Source organism: Paenibacillus silviterrae, from assembly GCF_030167925.1.
In the GTDB taxonomy this organism is placed as follows: Bacteria; Bacillota; Bacilli; order Paenibacillales; family NBRC-103111; genus Paenibacillus_G; species Paenibacillus_G silviterrae.
The window spans coordinates 3176148-3196234 of the sequence record NZ_JASKUT010000001.1 but is presented as its reverse complement, the minus strand read 5'-3'; the positions used below and the strand labels follow the sequence as shown (position 1 = coordinate 3196234).

The 20087-nt window shown below is 50.4% G+C and carries 12 protein-coding genes; 9 read left to right on the top strand and 3 right to left on the bottom strand.

The annotated features are described in order from the left end of the window. Positions 1-4: 4 nt before the first annotated feature. Both QMO62_RS14555 and QMO62_RS33245 read right to left on the bottom strand, forming a co-directional pair. A complete protein-coding gene (locus QMO62_RS14555) occupies positions 5-463 on the bottom strand; it encodes a PAS domain-containing protein (RefSeq protein ID WP_284641983.1) in 459 nt (152 codons plus the stop codon). Beyond that, the gene (locus QMO62_RS33245) at positions 381-566 is read right to left on the bottom strand and encodes a helix-turn-helix domain-containing protein (protein WP_348651705.1); all 186 of its coding nucleotides are present in this window, start codon (positions 564-566) and stop codon (positions 381-383) included. The genes QMO62_RS14555 and QMO62_RS33245 overlap by 83 nt, the downstream gene beginning before the upstream one ends. Positions 567-1591: 1025 nt before the next feature. Between QMO62_RS33245 and QMO62_RS14550 the strand changes: the two genes are divergently transcribed. The 6 genes from QMO62_RS14550 (at position 1592) to QMO62_RS14525 (ending at position 16108) form a co-directional block, all read left to right on the top strand. Beyond that, positions 1592-3163: an RNA-directed DNA polymerase gene (locus QMO62_RS14550; RefSeq protein ID WP_284641981.1), complete on the top strand. Its 1572-nt coding sequence runs from the start codon at positions 1592-1594 to the stop codon at positions 3161-3163. Between the two features lie 20 nt (positions 3164-3183). After that, on the top strand, positions 3184-5175 hold the full coding sequence (locus tag QMO62_RS14545) for an ATP-dependent nuclease (protein WP_284641979.1): 1992 nt from the start codon (positions 3184-3186) through the stop codon (positions 5173-5175). After that, complete coding sequence (locus tag QMO62_RS14540; protein ID WP_284641977.1) at positions 5172-7046, top strand: UvrD-helicase domain-containing protein; 1875 nt, start codon at positions 5172-5174, stop codon at positions 7044-7046. Before QMO62_RS14545 ends, QMO62_RS14540 begins: the two co-directional genes overlap by 4 nt. Positions 7047-7231: 185 nt before the next feature. Further along, the gene (locus QMO62_RS14535) at positions 7232-9016 is read left to right on the top strand and encodes a right-handed parallel beta-helix repeat-containing protein (protein WP_284641975.1); all 1785 of its coding nucleotides are present in this window, start codon (positions 7232-7234) and stop codon (positions 9014-9016) included. Positions 9017-9032: 16 nt separating this feature from the next. Then, entirely contained in the window at positions 9033-15008 is a 5976-nt protein-coding gene (locus QMO62_RS14530) for a golvesin C-terminal-like domain-containing protein (RefSeq protein WP_284641972.1), read from the top strand. Next, positions 15005-16108 (top strand): SGNH/GDSL hydrolase family protein, encoded by a 1104-nt coding sequence (locus QMO62_RS14525; protein WP_284641970.1) that lies wholly within the window; start codon positions 15005-15007, stop codon positions 16106-16108. The genes QMO62_RS14530 and QMO62_RS14525 overlap by 4 nt, the downstream gene beginning before the upstream one ends. Here QMO62_RS14525 and QMO62_RS14520 read toward each other — a convergent pair. Further along, positions 16098-16223: a hypothetical protein gene (locus tag QMO62_RS14520; RefSeq protein WP_284641968.1), complete on the bottom strand. Its 126-nt coding sequence runs from the start codon at positions 16221-16223 to the stop codon at positions 16098-16100. The two genes, QMO62_RS14525 and QMO62_RS14520, sit on opposite strands and share 11 nt — an antisense overlap. A gap of 394 nt (positions 16224-16617) precedes the next feature. On the opposite strand from QMO62_RS14520, the gene QMO62_RS14515 reads away from it, so the two are divergent. From QMO62_RS14515 to QMO62_RS14505, 3 genes are read left to right on the top strand one after another with little or no spacing between them, the layout of a single operon-like run. Beyond that, positions 16618-17574 carry an ABC transporter permease gene (locus QMO62_RS14515; protein ID WP_284641966.1) on the top strand — a complete coding sequence of 319 codons (957 nt, stop codon included), beginning with the start codon at positions 16618-16620 and terminating at the stop codon, positions 17572-17574. 9 nt (positions 17575-17583) lie between these two features. Then, a complete protein-coding gene (locus QMO62_RS14510; RefSeq protein WP_284641964.1) occupies positions 17584-18462 on the top strand; it encodes a carbohydrate ABC transporter permease in 879 nt (292 codons plus the stop codon). Between the two features lie 57 nt (positions 18463-18519). After that, complete coding sequence (locus tag QMO62_RS14505; RefSeq protein ID WP_284641962.1) at positions 18520-20076, top strand: extracellular solute-binding protein; 1557 nt, start codon at positions 18520-18522, stop codon at positions 20074-20076. Positions 20077-20087: the final 11 nt, after the last annotated feature.

Genomic DNA, 20087 nt, shown 5'->3' with positions numbered 1-20087 from the left:
TCCTCTATCCCTGCTTTTTGTGCGCTACGTTCCGGATGTACTTGGCAATTTCCGAAGAAGCAGTGGCAACCCCCACGAGCTTACCGTTGTCGTCAAACAGAGGGTGGGCGAACACCTGATAAGAAATAGGGCCGTCCGATAGAGGGAAGGTGATTACGCGGCTCATCGGAATTTTCGCTTCGAGCACATCTTGTTTTAATTGCTGCAAGGCCTGTGTGCCGGGATTGTCGTTGATTTCTCTATCGGTTTTGCCGATGACTCCATAAGGCTGAAAATCGCTATGGGGGTTAAAAATCCAAGTATATCGCAAATCGACATCGCATTGACCCAGAATGATAGGCGCGTGGTTCAAGGCATAGTAAAAGGGATTACTCCCCTGCTCAAAAATAGAATAGTGAAAGCCAAGAACTCTGGCAATTTCTTTTAGAAACCTCGGAGCTGGGATTTCTCTCCCCGGTTTCAATCTGGGCGTAATACGAGCGGTCGATGAAAGCCCGTTCGGCCACTTGCTTCTGCATCAACTGCTTGTTTTCTCTTATTTCTATCAACCAAATCCGTCTAAGCATGATTCTGCGTTATGCTCCTCTGCTGAGTCGTTATTCTTTTACTATATAGAAATTACCAAAAAAAGAAAAAACAATATCCCCCTAGTGGCTCGTTTGCCACAAGCGGCCTTCTGAAGCTAGGACAGGCGAACCTGCACCAATGCGTGATTTGCGTTATAGCAAATTTGATTCGTTTCCAATGTGAGAAAGACCCGAATGAGCTTCACAATATGGTACTATGGATTGTCTCTACTTAAAGGATTTTGAGTTCGTTTCGTATAATAATGATGTAGCGCTTTAAGCCGGCATTAGCATCACTGCGTAGAGCATTTGCGCTCGAAGGAGCGACCTTCCAAACCAGTTGTCATGGTTGGTTCGATGCTGCAGGTGACGAGAAATTCATTGATTCTGCTCTTCGATTGCTTATACTTCAATTGTAGTGTGCCTCATGTGCTGAGTTGTTCGTTGGGCGGATTCCAGTGCACAGAAGGTGCACTTTTCTTTCAAACCTCAAATTTTCTTTACAGGATGGCTCCTTTTTCTTGATCGGGCTGGCTGAGGATGCGACTGATATTTCTTATTACCCGTTTCAATGGAATAGAATCTCCTTGGAACGATCCTCTCATGCTCTTATATTAAAAGAGCTTATCGTATAATTTGGTCATTGTTCTTCGATGTGTTTACTCGTGTTAATGTGTTTTTTAGGAGCGATCCGCACAACAAACTGACGGAGAGCTGTAGGTTGTATGGATTGTCTGAGTGGTTGAGATACTGTTGGCGATTAAGATCAAGTAGAGGGAGGGGAGTCGGAAGTTTTAAGTGAAGCAACAAGGCAATGACGAAATACTACAAATTGTAGTTTAGTAAGGGATTATGGATCACATTTAATCCATCCTGTCTGAAAAAGGACCCGTATGCTCGACAAACATTAGCTGGACTTCAATGCTCACCAATAAGCTATGCAACAATGTCTTTACCTTGTAAATTTGATATAATTAACACAATTGTAAAGTCAATATCAAGGATATTTAAGGAGGTCTAGATTCATGCAGGGTAAGCTTGAGGATATTATTAAAAAGGGTTATTTTCCGGCAGAACTGCCTCCTCCCTTTTCAACAGAGATGCTGGTCCACTTCCTTCCGTCTATAAGAAAACTGCTCGATAAACTTGAAGAAAGACAGAGTTGCTCCGTAAGGTATTCGATTCCGAAACGAGGAGAAGACCGTAGAGATGTGTACATTCCTAACCCTAGGCAACAAATTCAACTATCCCGTGCAGTAGCTGTAATGCTACCTTATTACAATTTGAATAATAAGAAAGAGAGTAATTTCATGTCTTTAAGCACTGTAATGGAAGCTCGAACGAGGGCATTAAAGACTAAATCGAGTTTTTCGGAACTCCAGATTCAGAGAGTATTACTGTCAACCGAAAGCCAGTTTTTACTCCAACTAGACATAGAAAAATTTTATGAAAGTATTACTATTGGAAAGATTTCCGAAATGCTGACTAAATATCCTCATAAAGAGTTGAAGAATAAAAAGCTGAAACTTGACCAATTACCTAATCTCTTAATGAATACCAATAGTAGACGTGAACAAGGTTTAACGGTTGGTCCAGACACATCACTATTAATTGCTGAAATGCTTGCAGAGGAAATAGACGAAAAAATAATCTGCGAGATACCCAATGTAAAAGGAATCCGCTATATTGATGATTTTTATTTTTATTTGAAGGATCGTGAAGCAGCGGAGACGTTGGTGCAAAAGGTCAAAGAGATACTAGATTCATTCCATCTCTCAATAAATCCTTTCAAAACGAAAATCATTCCTCTACCTGAAAGGATTCTTTCGAGTTGGAGCTCAAAATTCAAAAAATTTGATGAGGCGAAGTCAAATGTTTATGAGCAAAAGTTTGAATTATTGCGTTATTTCAGTGACCTGGCAGACCTTTTCCATCAGCATCCTGAGGAAAGTGTGACAAAGTTTGGTGTGTCGAAAATTAGCAAAGTGTACATTCATAGGGAAAATTGGGATCTGTATGAGGCATTTTTGTTAAGGTGTGCCCTTGCTGATCCTCGAGCCTTACCTATAATATGTCGAATCCTTTTTACATACGCTGACAAATTTGACTACAACCTCGATATTAGCAAAATAAGCGACACCATGTCCCAAATTGTTATAAAATATAGTCTGGAAGGAGCCGGATTTGAAGTTGCCTGGGCTTTATGGACTTGTCTTTCTCTTAGTATTGAGGTGAATAATATAGCCTCAGAGCCGCTTGCCCAAATGGATGACCCTATAGTGGCACTACTTGCGTTAGATCTAGTTGAACAAGGACTATTGCCAGACTGCGCATCCCTAAAAAGACGCTGGGAAAACAAAATGACGGAAGATGCATTGTATGGGCCGTATTGGATTTTAGTCTATGAAGCTGCAGTTAAGGGTTGGTTAACTACATCATTTGATCAAGTCCAAAAGGATCCTTTTTTCGGTATGCTTCTAAAATGGGAGATATCTTTCTATGATAGGGAACCAACAGAGTACTATCTTGGCATTGAAGCCGTAGAGTTGGATGAGGATCAGGCAGGGCTCGATGATTTAATGTTTTTTGAATATTGAACTTTACAGGAGAAATTAGAATGTTATTAACGAATGTTCATATAAAAAGATTTAGGGGATTAGTTAATCTTGACTTCCCCCTAAATCATAACACAATTATCATTGGTGAAAATAATAGTGGAAAAACTTCATTGTTAGATGCTATTCGGTTGGGTTTGCTAAAAACTTCTGAACGAGAAGCTCCTTTCCATGAGTTTGATTTTTATATGGGAAACGAAAATGATCATCCCCAAGAGTCCGAAGGTATTGAAATCGATTACGAATTTACTGAAACAAAGGAAGATGAATGGAGTAAAATCAGTGAACGACTTCCACGTTTTGGAGAAATCATTGTTCAAACCCCATCCGAAAGTGATCCAGAAAAAGCGATAAACAAAATATTTGCTCGAGTGTCATCAAAGTATGAGGATTCTAAAAAAGATTATACGGTAAACCTTCACTTTTTAAATATCATGAAAGAGCCCATGGGAGAGAGATCTACAGAATCTCACCGGATGGAATTTCATCAAGTAGTTAGTGTGTTTTATCTTTCCGCCTTACGTAACATAGGTGCATATTTTAGTGCTACAAGCCCATATTGGATTAAATTCTTGAGAGCTAGAGGTTTAACTAAATCCGAAGTGGAAGCGACACAAGGAATGCTACATCAATTGAATGAAACGTTAATTGGCTCCAGAGATTCTAATTCGATTTTGAAGCTACTAGATGTAAGGTTAAAAGATATTCAATCTATTGTCACCGCAAATCAGGGTGTAGAAATAGCTCTGCGTGCATTACCCCTACACACGTGGGAGGTTATGGAGAGTGGGAATTTATATCTCAAAGGAAGCAAAGACTCTGTGTATCTTCCCATTGATCGACATGGGCAAGGCACACAAAGCTTATCGGTGGTATTGCTGTTTGAAGCTTTTTCCACATTCTTGTTAGAAACGATAGGTGTTCATGCTGAGCCTATCCTAGCCGTTGAAGAACCAGAAGCACACTTACATCCTCATGCGATTCGTTCATTAGCAGAGCAGTTAGGGAAAATAAAAAATCAAAAGATAGTCACTACCCATTCCCCTTTTATTTTGCAAAATGCTGACTTGGCTGATTTAAGATTGTTGCGTAGAAAAGGTAACCTCACTAGTGTGCATTATTTACAATTCAAGGAATTGAGTATACATCTTCCACAGACGGAAGGATTGGCTCAGTACATGAAACAAAAGAGCAATGGCAAGGATCCAGAATTTATATACAATTCCGAAGAAGAGATATTAACAGTATGCAGAGGACTATCAAATTTTGAAAAAGAAGGTTTATCCGGATGTTATAAAGGCAATACAGAAATACAAACGAATATTGATCAATTCTATCAAGAGACTCAAAGATTAATTGGAAGTCGTGAAAAAAAACAATTAATTAATTTTCTTCAAAAAACCCGAGGTGATATTTTATTTGCTAGAGCTTGGCTTCTATTGGAAGGACCATCGGACTTTTTCCTGATTCAATTTTTAACTAAGAAGCTTAAAGGAGCATCATTGGATGCTTATGGAATTAGTGTGATTGATTATCAACAAGGAGGAGCGGCTCCAGAATCTTTTATTCGTCTGGCGGAACAGTTGTCGATCCCCTGGATGATGCTTTGTGATGGAGATAAAGGTGGTCATGAGCAGGCTAACAATGCATCTAAGGCCGGAGGTGTAGGTTTTTCCTATTTGGATGAAATAGATGATACGGTTATTAAATTGATGCCTAAACACCAATCGTTTGAAGTTTATCTAATCATGAACGGGTTTAAAAGTGAGTATGAAACTATTTTAGGTGAGGATATCCCTTCACGTAGTCAAAATGAAGAAGATGAAGTCTATTTTAAAAATCTAGAAAAGTTAATGGAGGCTCGGAAATTCGGTGGAAAAATAGGGGCTGCTTTGGATTTGAGTATGATACTGGAATCAGATGATCATTTGTTGCAAAGGATCCCCAAGGAAATACAAGATTTTATTGAGAGGTGTGTCGAACTAGCCCAATGAACCAGCGCGATGAGAAGACTTTTTCTCCAACAGTTATTCAGCAAGAAGCAATCCAATGGGATGACGGAATGGTATTAATCCAAGGAGTTGCAGGTTCTGGAAAAACTACAGTTATTGCAAAGAGGATAGAAAGAATTCTTGCTCAATCAGTGAATGAGTCCTTCCGTATTCTTGCCTTGACTTATACAAACAAGGGCAAAGATGTTATAAGGCGTCTAGCTTGTCCTCAAGGGAGGAAGTATGAAAACAGATTAGTTTCGCATACATATCACTCGTTCTGCGCCGACGTACTTAGACAGAATGGATCGCATGTAAATGTTCGTCCAGATTTTGTAATTTATTCGAGTGAAGAAGACCTACAAGGTATCATTCAGGATATACATATGGAACTTGATAAAGAAGGTATTAAGATTTCAATTCCCATAACTGCGTGGTTGCCGACTATTCGCAATATGCAGCGAAACCTAATCGAACGGAAGGAATCGGATGTTAATAGTTATGCCAGTACCCAAAAGAATATGGATGCGAAAGAATTATTACAAATTTTTGGGGCATACATCAATCAATTGGAGCAGATTAATGCTTTAGATTATGACACCATACTATACAAAACATTTCTTCTCTTTCGTGATTATCCTTTTGTTACAAATCTCTATAGATCAGCATATCGCTATATTTGCATAGACGAGTTGGATGGTGCGCCTTTTGCTTGGATGCAAATTTTGAAGGAGATGACACGAGGCAAATATGAGAATATCTTTGCCGCGGCAAATGAAGATCAGTTAATTTATTCCTTTACATATGATCGGCAACTAAGACCTACTCATTTTTTTAAAGAACACTTCAAACCCAACGTACTTCAATTTATCGATAACTTTCGATGTCCTCCAGGAATCCAGTTAGTGGCTAATAAACTTCTTGGGAAAGAGTCGGTCAGCTTCCAGTCAAAACCCACCGATAATATTGAAGTCATTAATTTACATTCGGAAAAGGATGAATTGTTATATGTAGCCAACGAAATTAAAAAAAAATATTCGGAATCGCCAAAGGAAACTTTTGTTGTATTAACTAGAACCAATAAGATGGCTAGGAAAGTGATGGAAGTCATGAGCCCAATTATTAAGATCAGATTGGATCGAACCCAATCAGATCTTGATTGCGTGCCATTGGATTGGCTACAATCAATTTTGAATCTATGTTCACATAGTTCTAGCACTAGATATCTAAGCAGAGTTTTGGAGCTTGCTCAAAGAATGTTTCCAAAGCTCCCCTTTAATACAGAGAAAATTATTATGGATAGTATTGCTGTAGAGGGAGATCTATACAAGTCTTTCTCAGAGGAAGCAGCTGACCTAGCATTTCAGGAAGGTGACCAATGGGATAAAGATCTACTTGGCCTACTGAAATCTTTTACAGATGGAAAAATTGATCTAAAAACATATCTTGTAGAAATATTGGAAATATTCAATAAATATTCCAATCAGGATATTAATGGATTATTCCAAAACTACGAATCGGAGATAGGCATCTTTAGAGCGATAGTGCAGAATAATGAACCATTAACATTGAGCACCCTCCTTCAAGAACTTGCACTTCGGACTCACGAAGAAGCGAGCGATTGGGAAGGACCAGTGGCAAAAACAATACATCGTGCACAGGGAGAAGAGTATGACCACGTATACATAGTAGGAATGAAAGAAGGGGGGCTTCCAACAAGGTATAGCAGTTACAGCGAGAGCAGTCTCCTTGAGGATAGAAGGATATGTTATGTTGCCATTACAAGAACTAAGAAGCGCTTAACAATGACTTTTAGTGAATCGTCACCATCTCGATTCATTAAAGATATGGGACTTGAGGTTAAGAAGCATTAATAAAGCGTTAAAAATAAGGTTTTGGGATTAAGAAAAGGAGCTGTACCAAAAAGTCATCAAATACATGACTTTTTGGTACAGCTCCTTTTTCACATTCGTGAAATACCGAACAATTTCCTCAGATATTGTAATGTTTTCCTCCCAATCCCTCCTGATAATAGAAACAAGAGAGGAGGATCCATGACATGAAAGCAACGATTCCTGCGGTAGTAGACGTGACGCAATACGGCGCGAGGCCGGACTCAGGGGAGGATGCGACGTTGGCTGTCTTCCGTGCGCTGCAGCAGTGCAGGGGGATGGAGGCGGCGGTGCTCCGGTTTGCTCCGGGCCGGTATGATTTTTGGCCAGAGCTGGCTTATGAGAAGGAGGTGGTGATCTCGAATCATGACAATGACGGGAGGAGGAAAATAGCTTTTCCCCTGATCGGCATGAAGCAGCTCTCCATTGAGGCGCCTCAGGCGGAGTTCGTGTTCCACGGCCTCATCATTCCCTTCCTGCTGGAGAACTCCAGCAATATTCGACTGAGCGGCTTCTCTATCGACTGGGAGGTGCCGATGATGGCACAGGGCTCCATTACCAAAGTGTTCGAAGAAGGGTTCGAGATTCGTGTAGACGTGGGGTACGCGTACGAGCTCGCAGACGGAAAGCTGTCGTTCCAAGGCGAAGGCTGGAGCCGGGAGGTATGGGGGCTGATCGAATACGACCCGGCTACACAGGCGACGGCTTATGGCAGCGCGGACCAATGGAGCTGGGGGCATTACAAGGAGCTCCAAGTGACGGAGCCTGAGCCCGGAGTTTTGCGGTTCAGCGGCAATCGCACTAGGAGAAAGCCGATCCTGGGCAACAAGCTGATCTTCCGATTCGGGCGGAGGGATCATCCGGCTATTGTCGTCTCCGGCTGTACGGATACCGTCATTGAGGAGGTTACGGTCCGTCATGCTCTAGGGATGGGAGTCATTGCGCAGAACAGCAGGGATACCCGTCTGAATCGGTTCCACGTAACCGGAAGGGAAGACACGGAGCGGGTCTTTACGACGATGGCGGATGCGACGCATTTTGTTTATTGCACGGGCCTCATCGAGCTGAAGGATTGCCTGCTGGAGCATCAGATGGACGATCCCTGCAACGTGCACGGGATTTATGGCCGAATCGCCCGCCGTGTGGCTCCCGATACGCTGCTCGTACAGCTGATGAACCGTCAGCAAAAAGGAGTGAATATCGCATCACCTGGGGAGAGGATGAGCTTCGTGAGCGGTCAATCGCTGCTGACGTACGGGGCTGCCGAGCTTACGTCCGTTCATCCAATCAACATGGATTATATGCTCTTGACGTTCAAGGATGAGCTTCCTGAAACGCTGCAGCCTGGCGATGCGGTGGAGAATATAAGCCGAACGGCTAGCGTAGTGATTCAAGGGTGCACGGTTCGCCGGAACCGGGCACGGGGCTTTCTAATTACGGCCGCCGGGGAGGTGCTGTTAGAAGGCAACACGATCAGCAGCCCGGGCGCAGGGGTGAAAATTTCGGGAGACGCGAACTTCTGGTTCGAATCCGGAGGAACGCAGAGCATCGTAATCCGGGGCAACACCTTCCTCGATTGCAACTATGCTTACCCGAGCTGGGGAAAGGCCGTCATCGACATCGACCCTGAAATTCAGGATCCGGAGTCCGCAGTCGGCTATTATCACGGGCGGATTCGTATCGAGGACAATGTCTTCCGAACCTATGACAAACCTTTGGTGAAGGGCCATTCGGTAGCGCAGCTTGCTTTTACCGGTAATCGGATCGAGCGGTCCGGCACTTATCCTCCTCATGGCGGGGCGGAATATGTGCTTGAGCTGAAGGCATGCGGAACGGTGGAGCTTGAAGGAAATGTCGCCATAGAAGATAAAGCCGCATCGCTTCTTATCGCAGGTCGGCCGATCTCATGGAAGGTAGAGGAACGACTCGTTGTTGAAGCAAACCATAACTAGGAAAGGTTGGGGTGTGATGTACAGCTTGATGGTTCGAATACGAAGACAAACGGCGTTATGGCTGACGATGCTGCTGGTCGTCGGGATGCTGCCGCTGCAAGGTCTGTGGCTTCCCGAAGCGACGGTTCAAGCAGCGGAGGCGGGGGAAACGATCATCCTCGACAATGGGGATGCGGGCTACTCGGAGTCTCCGGCTTGGGGAGCCAGCAGCGTGAAGGGCTACAATGGCACGACCACAAGAGTGACCGGGGGCGTCGGGCATACGGCGTCCTGGAAGCCGGCGCTGCAGAAGGGAACGTACCGCGTATCCTTCTACAAGGTCGTGCGTCCTACACCTAGCACCGGGGATCCTCAGATGAAGGTGGAGGTATTGCACGGCAGTGCAGTGCACACGGCCTCGATCAACGCAACAGAGGGCACATCCGGCTGGGTGGAGCTCGGGACGTTCGCTTTTGAGGGCAGCGGCAATGAGCTGGTGAGGCTGACCCGTACCACAACGCTAAGCGGAACGTTTACGCATGCGGATGCGGTCCGATTCGAGCGGGTGCAGGATGCTCCGACAGCCGCTTTGTCAGGGTTAACAGTGCAGGGAGCTGCACTCAGTCCGGCTTTTGATCCGGCGGTATTCCAATATGAGGCGCAAGTATCGGCTTCTGTGCAAGCGGTAACATTGACGGCTGCGGCGTCGGAACCGTCGGCAGTCATTCACGTGAACGGGCAGACGGCGGCGAGCGGCGTTCCCTTCGGTCCCGTGCCGCTGACCGGAGCGGAAACGAACATAACCATCGCCGTAACCGGCAGTAATGGCATTTCGCAATCCTACGTCGTCAAAGTCCTTCGTCAGGCGACGACGGCCTTTGTGATTGATTTTGGCGACTATGGCTACACGGAGAGCGGCAGCTGGACCGGATCGACGACGGTGAAGGGCTACAATCAGTCCTCCACCCGGTACACGACGACGCAGAACTCCTCGGTCCTGTATCGCCCGAATATTGAAGCGGGTACGGCGGCCATCTCTCTCTACAAGCCGGATTGGCCGGATAAGGCGGATCCGAATATTCGGGTGGACATCGTGCATAACGGCCGTACGGATACGGTATATATGGATTTCACCAAGCCCGGTGCCGGTTGGCTGGAGCTGGGCACGTATGATTTTGCCGGAGATCCGATTCATGAGTATGTTCAAGTGACACGGACGGCGGCGAGCGGGTCGACCATTTATACCCGTGTGGATGCCGTCAAGTTCGAGGGCGATATCGTTCGCAAGGATCCTCCGCCGGGTGCCTTGAGAAGCCGCCAGCTCAGCAACCTGACCTACACGGAGAAGGCGGCCATCGAGAATGCCGATTACCGGGTCGTTTTCTATGAAGCGGCTTGGGACGGGGGCAAAACGATCGTGAAGGATCTGTTCCTCCGGAAGAACGGAGCGTGGGTTCCGGTTCACGGGCAGGCGGAGCGTCTGGAGGAGCAATGGGTTGTGCTCAGCGGAGCTTCGGGCAGCCGCTTGAACTATTACGAAACGATGAACACCGCGTGGGTGCTCCCCGGGCAAATCCGGCAAGTGGATGCCCAAACGGTGGAGCTGACCGATACAGAGCATGCGGATCAGTTTGACTTTAAAGTGAATTGGTCACTGGCGTCCCAAACGCCGCAAATTTCCTTGGAGTTCGTGCCGAAGACCACCGGCGATTATGTTGTGGGCTACCAGTCGTTCACGGAAGAGAAGCTCGAGACGGTTACCGAGGTGCTGAGCGGTGGGCGCAACCGGGCCAAGGCGGTAGGCACTGTCGAATCGACCGGTCTCTGGGAGCTGACGGCTCCGATGGGCTTAGTGGAGAAGCCGGGCACGGATGGACCACTCACGTACGGCGTGTACATTCCTGCTTCCGAGCTGCCGCTCCGCTTCGAGCCGGCAGGTACAGGGGCCAATCAGCCGGTCGGGATCAGTCTGGTAAACAACGAGAATACGGTGCAGCCGATTCTGTATGCCCCGCAGCTCGGCAATTATTCGAAGCTGACGGCCGGTCAGCCATACAGGTTCAAGCTCGGCCTTTATGCGGGCGAAGGCTCGATCTATGAAGCTTACACCAGCCTTCTTCGGGAGGAATACGGCTACAGCGCCTACCGCCAGAACGTCAAAGGCCAATCGTTGACGGATGCGATGTTCAATATGATCGACCTGCTCAAAATCGATCCGGCCGGAGACGATACGGTCAATTATGTTCCGAGCGCCAGCGGCTGGTGGAGCCGGGCCAAGGGCTTCATCGACATCGAGAACGATCAGGCGATCCGAACCGCGGCCAGCAGTACGCTGATGGGTGCTTATTATGTGACGAATGACGGAGAGCTTTATGATAAAAGGGCGCTGCCGATGCTGGAGCACGGGGTCTCCCGCAATGAGCGCGGCTGGTCTCCGAAGCAGAAGCCGGTTTACGGAGATCCTTCCCTGTGGAAAATGACGTCCGTCGCCTTCGACGTGACGACGCTCTCGACCTTTTATCAGATGACGAAAGGGTACAACGCCGGACTGTACCGTATGGGGCAGGACGATTTCAAGGTGCGCAATGAGGGGCAATATGCCCGGGGACCGGTCATTCAGCCGCTGATGATGTACCGGATGACAAAGGATGCGTCCTATCTGGAGCAGGCGAAGGCGGCTGCGGATAAATACATCGCGGAGGAGATCGACACTCCGACGACGAGGAACGGCGACCGGAACAGCTTTTTTTATCAGTACGGGAAGCTGTGGGTGGAGATTCTGGAGCTGTATGAGGAGACGAGGGATCCGATATACCTTGCCGCTGCCCATAAGGAAGCGCAGAGATATGTCAGTATTTTTACCGTAAGGCCGGTGCCGGAAGGAACGATCTCGATCCCCGATCCGTCTCCGTTCCGTTATTATTTGGCGAACAACTGGGAGGATCAAGGGAAGTATCAATATCCGCGGGCGATGCTGCCGGAGGATGTGCCGGGGGCTTCAATGCAGGCGGAAGCCTGGATGGTGTCGCCGAACGGATTGACGTATGAGGCAGGCAATACGAATTCGGCCTACCGCATGAATGCGCAGGAAGCGCCGTTCCTGCTGAGGCTGGCGGAGTATACGGGGGATACGCTGATGGCCGATATTGCGCACAATGCCGTCGTCGGCCGCTATTCGAACTATCCCGGCTATTATTACAGAGGCTTCATCACAAGCCAGCTTGATCCGGATTTCCCGATCCTGGGTCCGACGGAGGGAACGTCGATCTATTACCATCACGCCCCGGCACAGCTCGGGCAGACGATCGACTATCTCATCACGGAGCAGATGGCTCGCTCGAACGGGCAAATTTCGTTCCCGTCGGTTTTTGAAACGGACTTCCTGTGGTTTAAGTATCATGTGTTCGGGGCGAAGCCAGGCACCTTCTACGGCCATCCGAATGCATGGCTCTGGATGCCGAAAGGCATTCTGAAGTCCAGCAATCCGCAAATCAACTGGATTACAGCGGAAAGCGGCGATAAGCTGTTTATCTCCTTAGCTAACGAAGCCAAGTCGGAGGAGCAGGTCAAGCTGACGCTGGACGCGGCGTTGATCGGGTTCGATCCGACGAAGTCGTATCCGGTCACAATCATCCGGGACGGCGGTGCTCCGGAAACGACAGTACTAACGGGCGGGGAGCTGAACGTTACAGTAACGGCGAGAGGTCTCACGGCCGTCATCGTCGGCGGGATGAACATTCAGGTGCCTTTGCATCAAGCGGCGCCGGAGCAGGACACGTCGGACGCGAGCTACTTCTTCGATATGCACAGCCCAATTGACGCCGTGAAGGGAATGCTGCTCGTGAAGCCGGATAAGTCCTCTTACCAGGCTTATGTTCAAGCCAAGACGACGGACCCGGCGACGCTGCATTATTCGCTGGACGGCGGACGAACGTATCAGTCCAGCCCGGATGCCGTCTATCCGATGGAATGGTCCATACAGGTGGATGAACTAAGCACGGCCTTTACGTATTATGTGGAATCCAACGGCAAGCGCACCAGAGCTCGCACGTTATATTTGCCTTATGCGGTTTCGAGTGTGCCGGAGCAGCCTGCGCATGAGGAGCAGCCGGGCGTAGTCCGCGTGGATAATGTCGAGGCGGAGCTCAGTGGCACATGGATGCGAAATACGGCCGCAAACGGCTATTATTATGATAATTATTTGGTGGCGAACACCGTACCGGGGGCACCGGCCGCTAAGGTGGCATGGGTACCGAAGCTGCAACTGGCAGGCAAGTACCGCGTGTATGTCAATGTACCGGTCGGGCGGACGGAGTGGTCTCCTGACGCAAAGTATACGGTGTATGACGCGGCCGGGACCAAGACGTACACGGTGGATCAATCGGCCTCCAACGGGCGCTGGCAGCTGCTTGGGACGCACGAGTTCACAGCAGGCACGAGCGGACGCGTGGAGCTGACCAATACCGGCAGCAAGCCTCAGGTGGCCGCCGATGCGATCATGCTGATTCACGAATCGGTAGCCGATGAGTGGAACAGCATCACCATCGAGGCCGATAAGCAAGCGTTAGGCAGGTTCGAGTCGACCCAGCTGAAGGTGAGAGGTACCTTAACAACGGGCGTGGACGGTGATTTGTCGCAGGCGACGGTGACATATCATACGTATCATCCGGAGCTGGTTCGCATCGATGGAGCCGGAAGGCTGACGCTGGAGACGTATAACCCGGACGTGCCGGAGCTGGATGTATGGGCTGAGGTCGTTACGGCGGACGGTCAGAAGCATGTGACGGAGCCGATTCGTATTGCGCTGAAAGAGCTGGAGATTATTGTGGATTCCTCGCAGCCAGGCTATCTGGAGACCGGCAGGTGGTCCGCCAGCGGTTTGACCGGCTACAATAAAGCCGTCAAAAGCCGCTACACCGAAGAACAAGGTGCTACTGCCACATGGACGCCGGTGCTGCATGCCGGAGAATACGAGGTCTCCTTCTACAAAATCGTCCACACCTCGGGGAACGATGCTTCCGTTCAGGTAGAGGTACGGTATGGGGATCGGACGGAAACCCGCACGATCAATGCTACCGAAGCCCCTTCCGGCTGGGTCAGCCTGGGGCAGTTCAAGTTCACCGGCAGCGGAACGGAATACGTGAAGCTGACGCGCACGGCACCGACTTTGCCGCCGGAAGTGCTCGACCGGATCTATACGCGGGCGGATGCCGTGAAGTTCCGCTGGGTTCCGGTGGAAGCGAAGCTGGTGCAGCCGAGCGACCCTGCGAGCGCATCCGTCACCGAGCCGCTGGTGCTGCAGTTTACAGCGCCGATGGCTCCCGAAACCTTCACCGCCACCGCGGTGAGGGTAACGGAGGCGGTGTATGGCACCGTGGTACCGACGACGCTGCATTGGGACGACGCCACTCGCCGCTTGACGCTTACGCCGGCGGCACCGCTGGCCTACGCTACGAAGTATGCGGTTCTTTTATCGGACGAAGTCCGATCGAAGCTCGGAACGATACTGGATACGCACAGCCGTTCTTTTGAGCTTCACACCGTGAAGGATGAGGCTCCGCCGGTTATTACGTTGACCGCTCCCGAGCGGATCTCACCGGCGCAGGCCTTTACGGCGAACATTACGTTCGCCGATACGGTCAGCGGTGTGGTCTACAGCAGCGTTCAGCTGGACGGCAGGCCGCTCCCGGCGCCTTACCGAGCTGAGGCGTTCTCCCTTGCTTCCGGCAGCCATGAGCTGCTTGTTCGGGCGGTCGACGGGGCGGGCAATGAAGCCATGCAGCGTCATGAGTTTGCTGTGCAGCTGCAGGCCCAGGGCATCGGGGAAGCGCTGAACTACGCTTACGCCCAGGGCTGGATTGAAGGCCAGGGCTTGCAGCGAAGCCTCTTGGCGAAGCAGGACCGGATACAGCCGCTGATGAACGAGCTCCGCGCCCAACGGGGCAAAGGAATCCAAGCGGCGTTCGCGGATCGGATGCTGCTTGACTTGGGCTTGATAGGGGCAGCGGAATGATCCATAGGGTGCGCTACGGGCTACCATATACAGAGGAGCGGGTCCGAACGACGGGACGCCTCCAGGTACTGTACCTGGGGGGCTCCGTCACAGTAGGCGCCAGCGCCTCCGATCATGAACGGTGCAGCTGGCGGGCACTTACGTCCGCCTGGCTGTCGACTCGCTATCCGGAAGAGGAGTGCGTCTTCACTAACGGCGGAATTAGCGGGACCAACTCGACCTATGGTGTATACCGCTTGGAGCCGCTGCTACTGCCGATGCCGCCGGATCTGGTTTTCATCGAATTCGCCGTGAACGATGCAGGTAATCGCGATGAGACCGTAAGAGCTGTCGAGGGAATGGTACGTAAGCTGAGGCTGTTCGAGCCGGAGACGGGCATTGTCCTGGTGTATGGCACTACAAGGCAGGGAACGGAGCTGTACCGGCAGGGAGAGGTGCCGCCCAACATACGGCATATGGAGGAAGTAGCGGACCACTATGGTCTGCCTTCCGTTAATCTGTGCCTGGATATCGCCCGGTGTATAGATGGCGGCACGCTGGCGTGGGACGATTTTGCCGAGGATACGGTTCATCCGTACGATGGAGGCCACCTGATCTATGCGAATCGTGTGATGGAGCTGCTGGAAGCATCCTTGCGGCAAGGGGTGCGCCGGACCGTTGTCGAGCCCTATGACTCCTTTCATTACGGAGGAGCCGCGTACGCGGGCATAGGGGAGGCTGATCCACTAGGCAGCTGCCGACATACCGTTGAAGAGGCTACAGGGGTCAACCGGAATTACAAGGAACCTGTAGAGGTTCTGCATATGCAGGGGCTTGATGCGGGACTTCGGCTTCCGTTCCAAGGAACAGCCGTCGGGTTGTTATACTTGGCGAATCAGCATACGGGAGCGGTGCGCTACTCAATTGACGGCAGTCCGTGGAAGCTGCAGGAGCTTCACGACGGGTACCGAGACGGGTTTTCGCGCATCAGGGCTCGCATGCTGGAGGATGAGCTGGAGCCGGGGGACCATGTTCTGGAGCTGCAGCTCACGGCAGGGGAGGGAGCGGAGTCGGAGTCCCCACCGGAATTAAGAATCGTGCAATTTTTAGTCAATCGCTGATCAGCATAGCAAGGGCCTGAGGAGCTTCACGCATCTCCTCGGGCTTTTTTTTACCTGCAATTCCTGCATCTAATGCAAGATGACCGTGGCGATCCCAGCCTTTAGCTGCAAACATGCAGGTAAAACAGCCTATATCCCTCATAAACCCACAAGTAGGCGGATATACATGCAGGAAATGCAGCTAATCCCTCCTCTCAGCCCGATCTCCCTGGAAATAGCTGCAGGAAATGCAGGTAACCGCCCTCCGGGAGAGGGGCTTGTGCGTACGATAGCCACCCGTGAGCGAGCCTGCCTGATCGCACGCCGCTATAGGCGTCCGCCAACGGACCCGCACCTTCCCTACCACCCCACGCAGTGTCTGCGACCATCGGCCCGAACCGGCCCGGCAACTCCACGATATAGTGAAACATTTCGCCAGATTCTGAACTTTTTTCACCCGGTGGCCGTGGTTTAATAAAGGTACGACAAGAGACCTACCCCAGCAGCAGATAAGAAAGGATGTGACAACGATGGAAATAACGGCCTCCTCCAAGGCTGCAAAGCAGGCTGCAGCCGTTCCCAAGCGCAAATCATTGTTCACCTACATGAGGCAGAATAAATGGCTGTATTTGTTTTTGATCCCGGGATTCACGTATCTCCTGGTCTTCAAATATATCCCCATGTTCGGCATTGTCATTGCCTTCAAGGATTTCAGCCTCGTGCGGGGCATCTGGGGCAGCGAGTGGATCGGCTTCGAGAACTTCGAGTATTTGTTCCAATCGGCTGAGTTTTACAAGGTGCTGCGCAACTCGCTTGTGCTCAGTATGTATCAAATTTTATTCGGCTTTCCGGCACCCATCCTGTTGGCGGTGATGCTCAATGAGGTCCGGCACATGCTGTTCAAGCGAGTGTCCCAGACGATTCTGTACCTGCCGCATTTTATTTCATGGGTTGTACTCGCGGGTATGATTATGAACTTCCTGTCCCCCTCCACCGGAGGGGTGAACCACGTGATCAAGGAATTCGGGGGCGAGCCGATCAACTTCCTGCTCAAGCCGGAGTTTTTCCGAAGCATTATCGTTACCGCAGAGGTGTGGAAGGGCGTCGGCTGGGGTACGATCATCTACCTGGCGGCCATGACCAGCATTGATCCTACGCTATACGAATCGGCCAAAATGGACGGCGCCAACCGCTTCCAGCAAATTCGGCACATTACCCTTCCCGGCATCACGGGTACGATTATCGTGCTGTTCATTCTCCAGCTGGGCAATATTCTCGACAACGGCTTCGAGCAAATCTTCCTCCTCTACAGTCCGATGACGTACGATGTGGCGGATGTGTTCGAAACGTATACGTACCGAATCGGCTTAATTGACGGCCGGATGTCGTTCGCTGCTGCGGTAGGGCTGTTCAAAGCGGCTGTCGGCTTCGTGCTGATCGTAGGGGCGAACCGCCTCTCCCGTCTGTTCGGCAAACAAATCTGGTAGGTGAAGCTCATGAGATGGAAACGGATCGAACTGTTCGACTTGATTAACTACGTGCTGATTGTACTCGCCTGTATTTGCATGCTGTATCCGTTCATTAACGTTGCAGCGGTTTCGCTCAGCTCCTATACGGCGTTTGTTGCGAATCCGATGCTGATCTGGCCGCAGGATTTCACCCTGGGGGCCTACGAGGAAATTTTAAGTCACCCGATTCTCTGGAAAAGCTATCTGAACACGATCATCGTCACCGTATCTGGGGTCATCATCGGCGTCTTTCTGTATCTGATCACGGCCTACCCGTTATCCAAAACCCATCTGCGCGGCCGCAGACTGTTCATGCTGCTGATCGTGTTCACGATGCTGTTCAACGGAGGGCTCATTCCGAACTTCTATCTGATGCGCTCTTTGGGGCTGCTGGATACGCTGGCGTCGCTGATTCTTCCGGCATTATTGTCCGGCTTCAGCCTGATTCTGATGAAAAATTTCATGGAGAGCCTGCCCGAGGAACTTGAGGAAGCGGCTCGCATCGACGGAGCTTCGGAGCCGTACATTTTGTTCCGCGTCGTGTTCCCGCTGTCCATGCCGATCATAGCGACCTTAGGCTTGTTCGCCGCGGTAGGGTACTGGAACAATTTCTTCAACGGCATCGTGTATATCCGAAGCGTGGAGAAGTGGCCGCTGATGCTCTTCCTCCGGGAGATTATCGAGGGCTCCAAGATGATGGAAATTTCCACCGGAGGCAACGCCGCCGAGCTCGGGGCCGGCACCGTACCGACGGAGACGCTGAAGTATGCGACGCTGATGATCGTCATGCTGCCGATCCTGTGTGTGTACCCGTTCCTGCAAAAATACTTCGTCAAGGGCTTGATGCTCGGCTCCGTGAAAGGGTAACCTGTAAGGGGGCCGATGCTTTATCCATATCATCCTAACATCATTGGAGGAATGAAAATGAAAAACAAGTTCAGAGGGGTCTGGACCGTATCGGTCGCTGCGGCTTTGCTATTCACTTCCGCATGCGGAGGAGGAACGGAGCCGGCCAAAACACCGGCAGCGGATGGCAATGCGTCCGCAAGCAAGGAGCCGGTCAAGCTGAAGATGATGGCGAACCACGAGCAGGCCAACCTGTCCGAAACGGACAAGAAATTCGTGGAGATGCTGGAGAAGAAAACAAACACCAAGCTGGAATTCGAAATCCCGCCGACGACAGGATACAAGGAGCGTCTGCAGCTGATGCTGGCCTCCGGCGATTATCCGGACATCGTATTTTTCCCGGCTACAAGCGAGCAGGCTTTCATCAATGCGGTGAAGGACGGCATCGTAATCCCGGTCAACGACTACCTGAGCTCGGCCAAGAACCTGACCAAATATTCGTATCAAGCCTCCTGGGATGCGCTCAAGGTCAACCAGGACGGCAAGATTTATGGGATTCCGCGTACCTCGGTGACGCGTAACGACGCCTTCTGGGTGCGCAAGGACTGGCTCGCAAACGTGGGCATCACCATTCCTGCCGACAGCCAGGTGACCATCGATCAATTTACGGACATCCTGCGCAAATTCACCCTGAATGACCCGGACAAAAACGGCAAGAACGATACCTACGGCTACGCGGGCTTCGTAGACGGCAACAAGGTGCTGCAGCCGATCCTGACCAGCCAGTTCGGGCTCTTCCAATGGCAGAAGGCACCGGCCGGCAGCAAATATGAGTATATGGATGCAACGTACGATCCTTCCGGCGCGGCATTTAAGAAGGCGCTTACTTACACGGCCAACCTGCAGAAGGAAAAGCTCCTTGACCCGGATTCGGCGACGAATGACGGCGTCAAGGCAAGAGAACGCTTCTGGCGCGGCATCGCGGGCGTATACCCTGGCTTCGCAGGCCACTACACCTGGCATACGGAAGAAATGCGGAAGCTGAACCCGAACGTGGACCTGACGTATGTGTTCGTGAAGAATGAGGACGGCAAGGTAAGCGGTATCGGTTACGGAACCGGGCTGTGGGGCTTCTGGGGCATTACCAAGGCGAGCAAAAATCCGCAAAAGGCGGTCGAGCTGCTGGATGCGTGGCTAGCGGATGATATTTGGAAAACGGTTGTCGAAGGCTTCGAGGGCATGGACTATAACAAGGTTAACGGAGAAATCACGCCGATCATGGACGCCCCGAAGAGCCCGATTCGCCGCAACTCGATGCGCCGCAATAATGACCCCGAGTTCTTCATTACTGCCGGAACGAAAAAAGAAATTCGCGATCTGATTAAACCATGGATGGATTTGTCCTTCACCTCGGTAGTCAATTCCAAGCATCTGGATTATGTCCCTGAAGCGGCCAAGAAGCCGAACTACATGGATTATCAGAAGGTGTGGAGCCAGACGGTCATGAAGATCATCATGAACGAGCAGCCGGTATCCAAATTCGATGAGCTGCTGGCGGGCTGGTACAAGGCCGGAGGCGAGGATTTCGTTAAGCAAATGAACGATTATATTAAGAAAATGGAAACCAGCAAGTAAATAAGCCGTGG

Coding starts and splice junctions, on each gene's coding strand:
- QMO62_RS33245 (WP_348651705.1), bottom strand. CDS start 566: ATGCTTAGACGGATTTGGTTGATAGAAATAAGAGAAAACAAGCAGTTG.
- QMO62_RS14550 (WP_284641981.1), top strand. CDS start 1,592: ATGCAGGGTAAGCTTGAGGATATTATTAAAAAGGGTTATTTTCCGGCA.
- QMO62_RS14545 (WP_284641979.1), top strand. CDS start 3,184: ATGTTATTAACGAATGTTCATATAAAAAGATTTAGGGGATTAGTTAAT.
- QMO62_RS14540 (WP_284641977.1), top strand. CDS start 5,172: ATGAACCAGCGCGATGAGAAGACTTTTTCTCCAACAGTTATTCAGCAA.
- QMO62_RS14535 (WP_284641975.1), top strand. CDS start 7,232: ATGAAAGCAACGATTCCTGCGGTAGTAGACGTGACGCAATACGGCGCG.
- QMO62_RS14530 (WP_284641972.1), top strand. CDS start 9,033: ATGTACAGCTTGATGGTTCGAATACGAAGACAAACGGCGTTATGGCTG.
- QMO62_RS14525 (WP_284641970.1), top strand. CDS start 15,005: ATGATCCATAGGGTGCGCTACGGGCTACCATATACAGAGGAGCGGGTC.
- QMO62_RS14520 (WP_284641968.1), bottom strand. CDS start 16,223: ATGTTTGCAGCTAAAGGCTGGGATCGCCACGGTCATCTTGCATTAGAT.
- QMO62_RS14515 (WP_284641966.1), top strand. CDS start 16,618: ATGGAAATAACGGCCTCCTCCAAGGCTGCAAAGCAGGCTGCAGCCGTT.
- QMO62_RS14510 (WP_284641964.1), top strand. CDS start 17,584: ATGAGATGGAAACGGATCGAACTGTTCGACTTGATTAACTACGTGCTG.
- QMO62_RS14505 (WP_284641962.1), top strand. CDS start 18,520: ATGAAAAACAAGTTCAGAGGGGTCTGGACCGTATCGGTCGCTGCGGCT.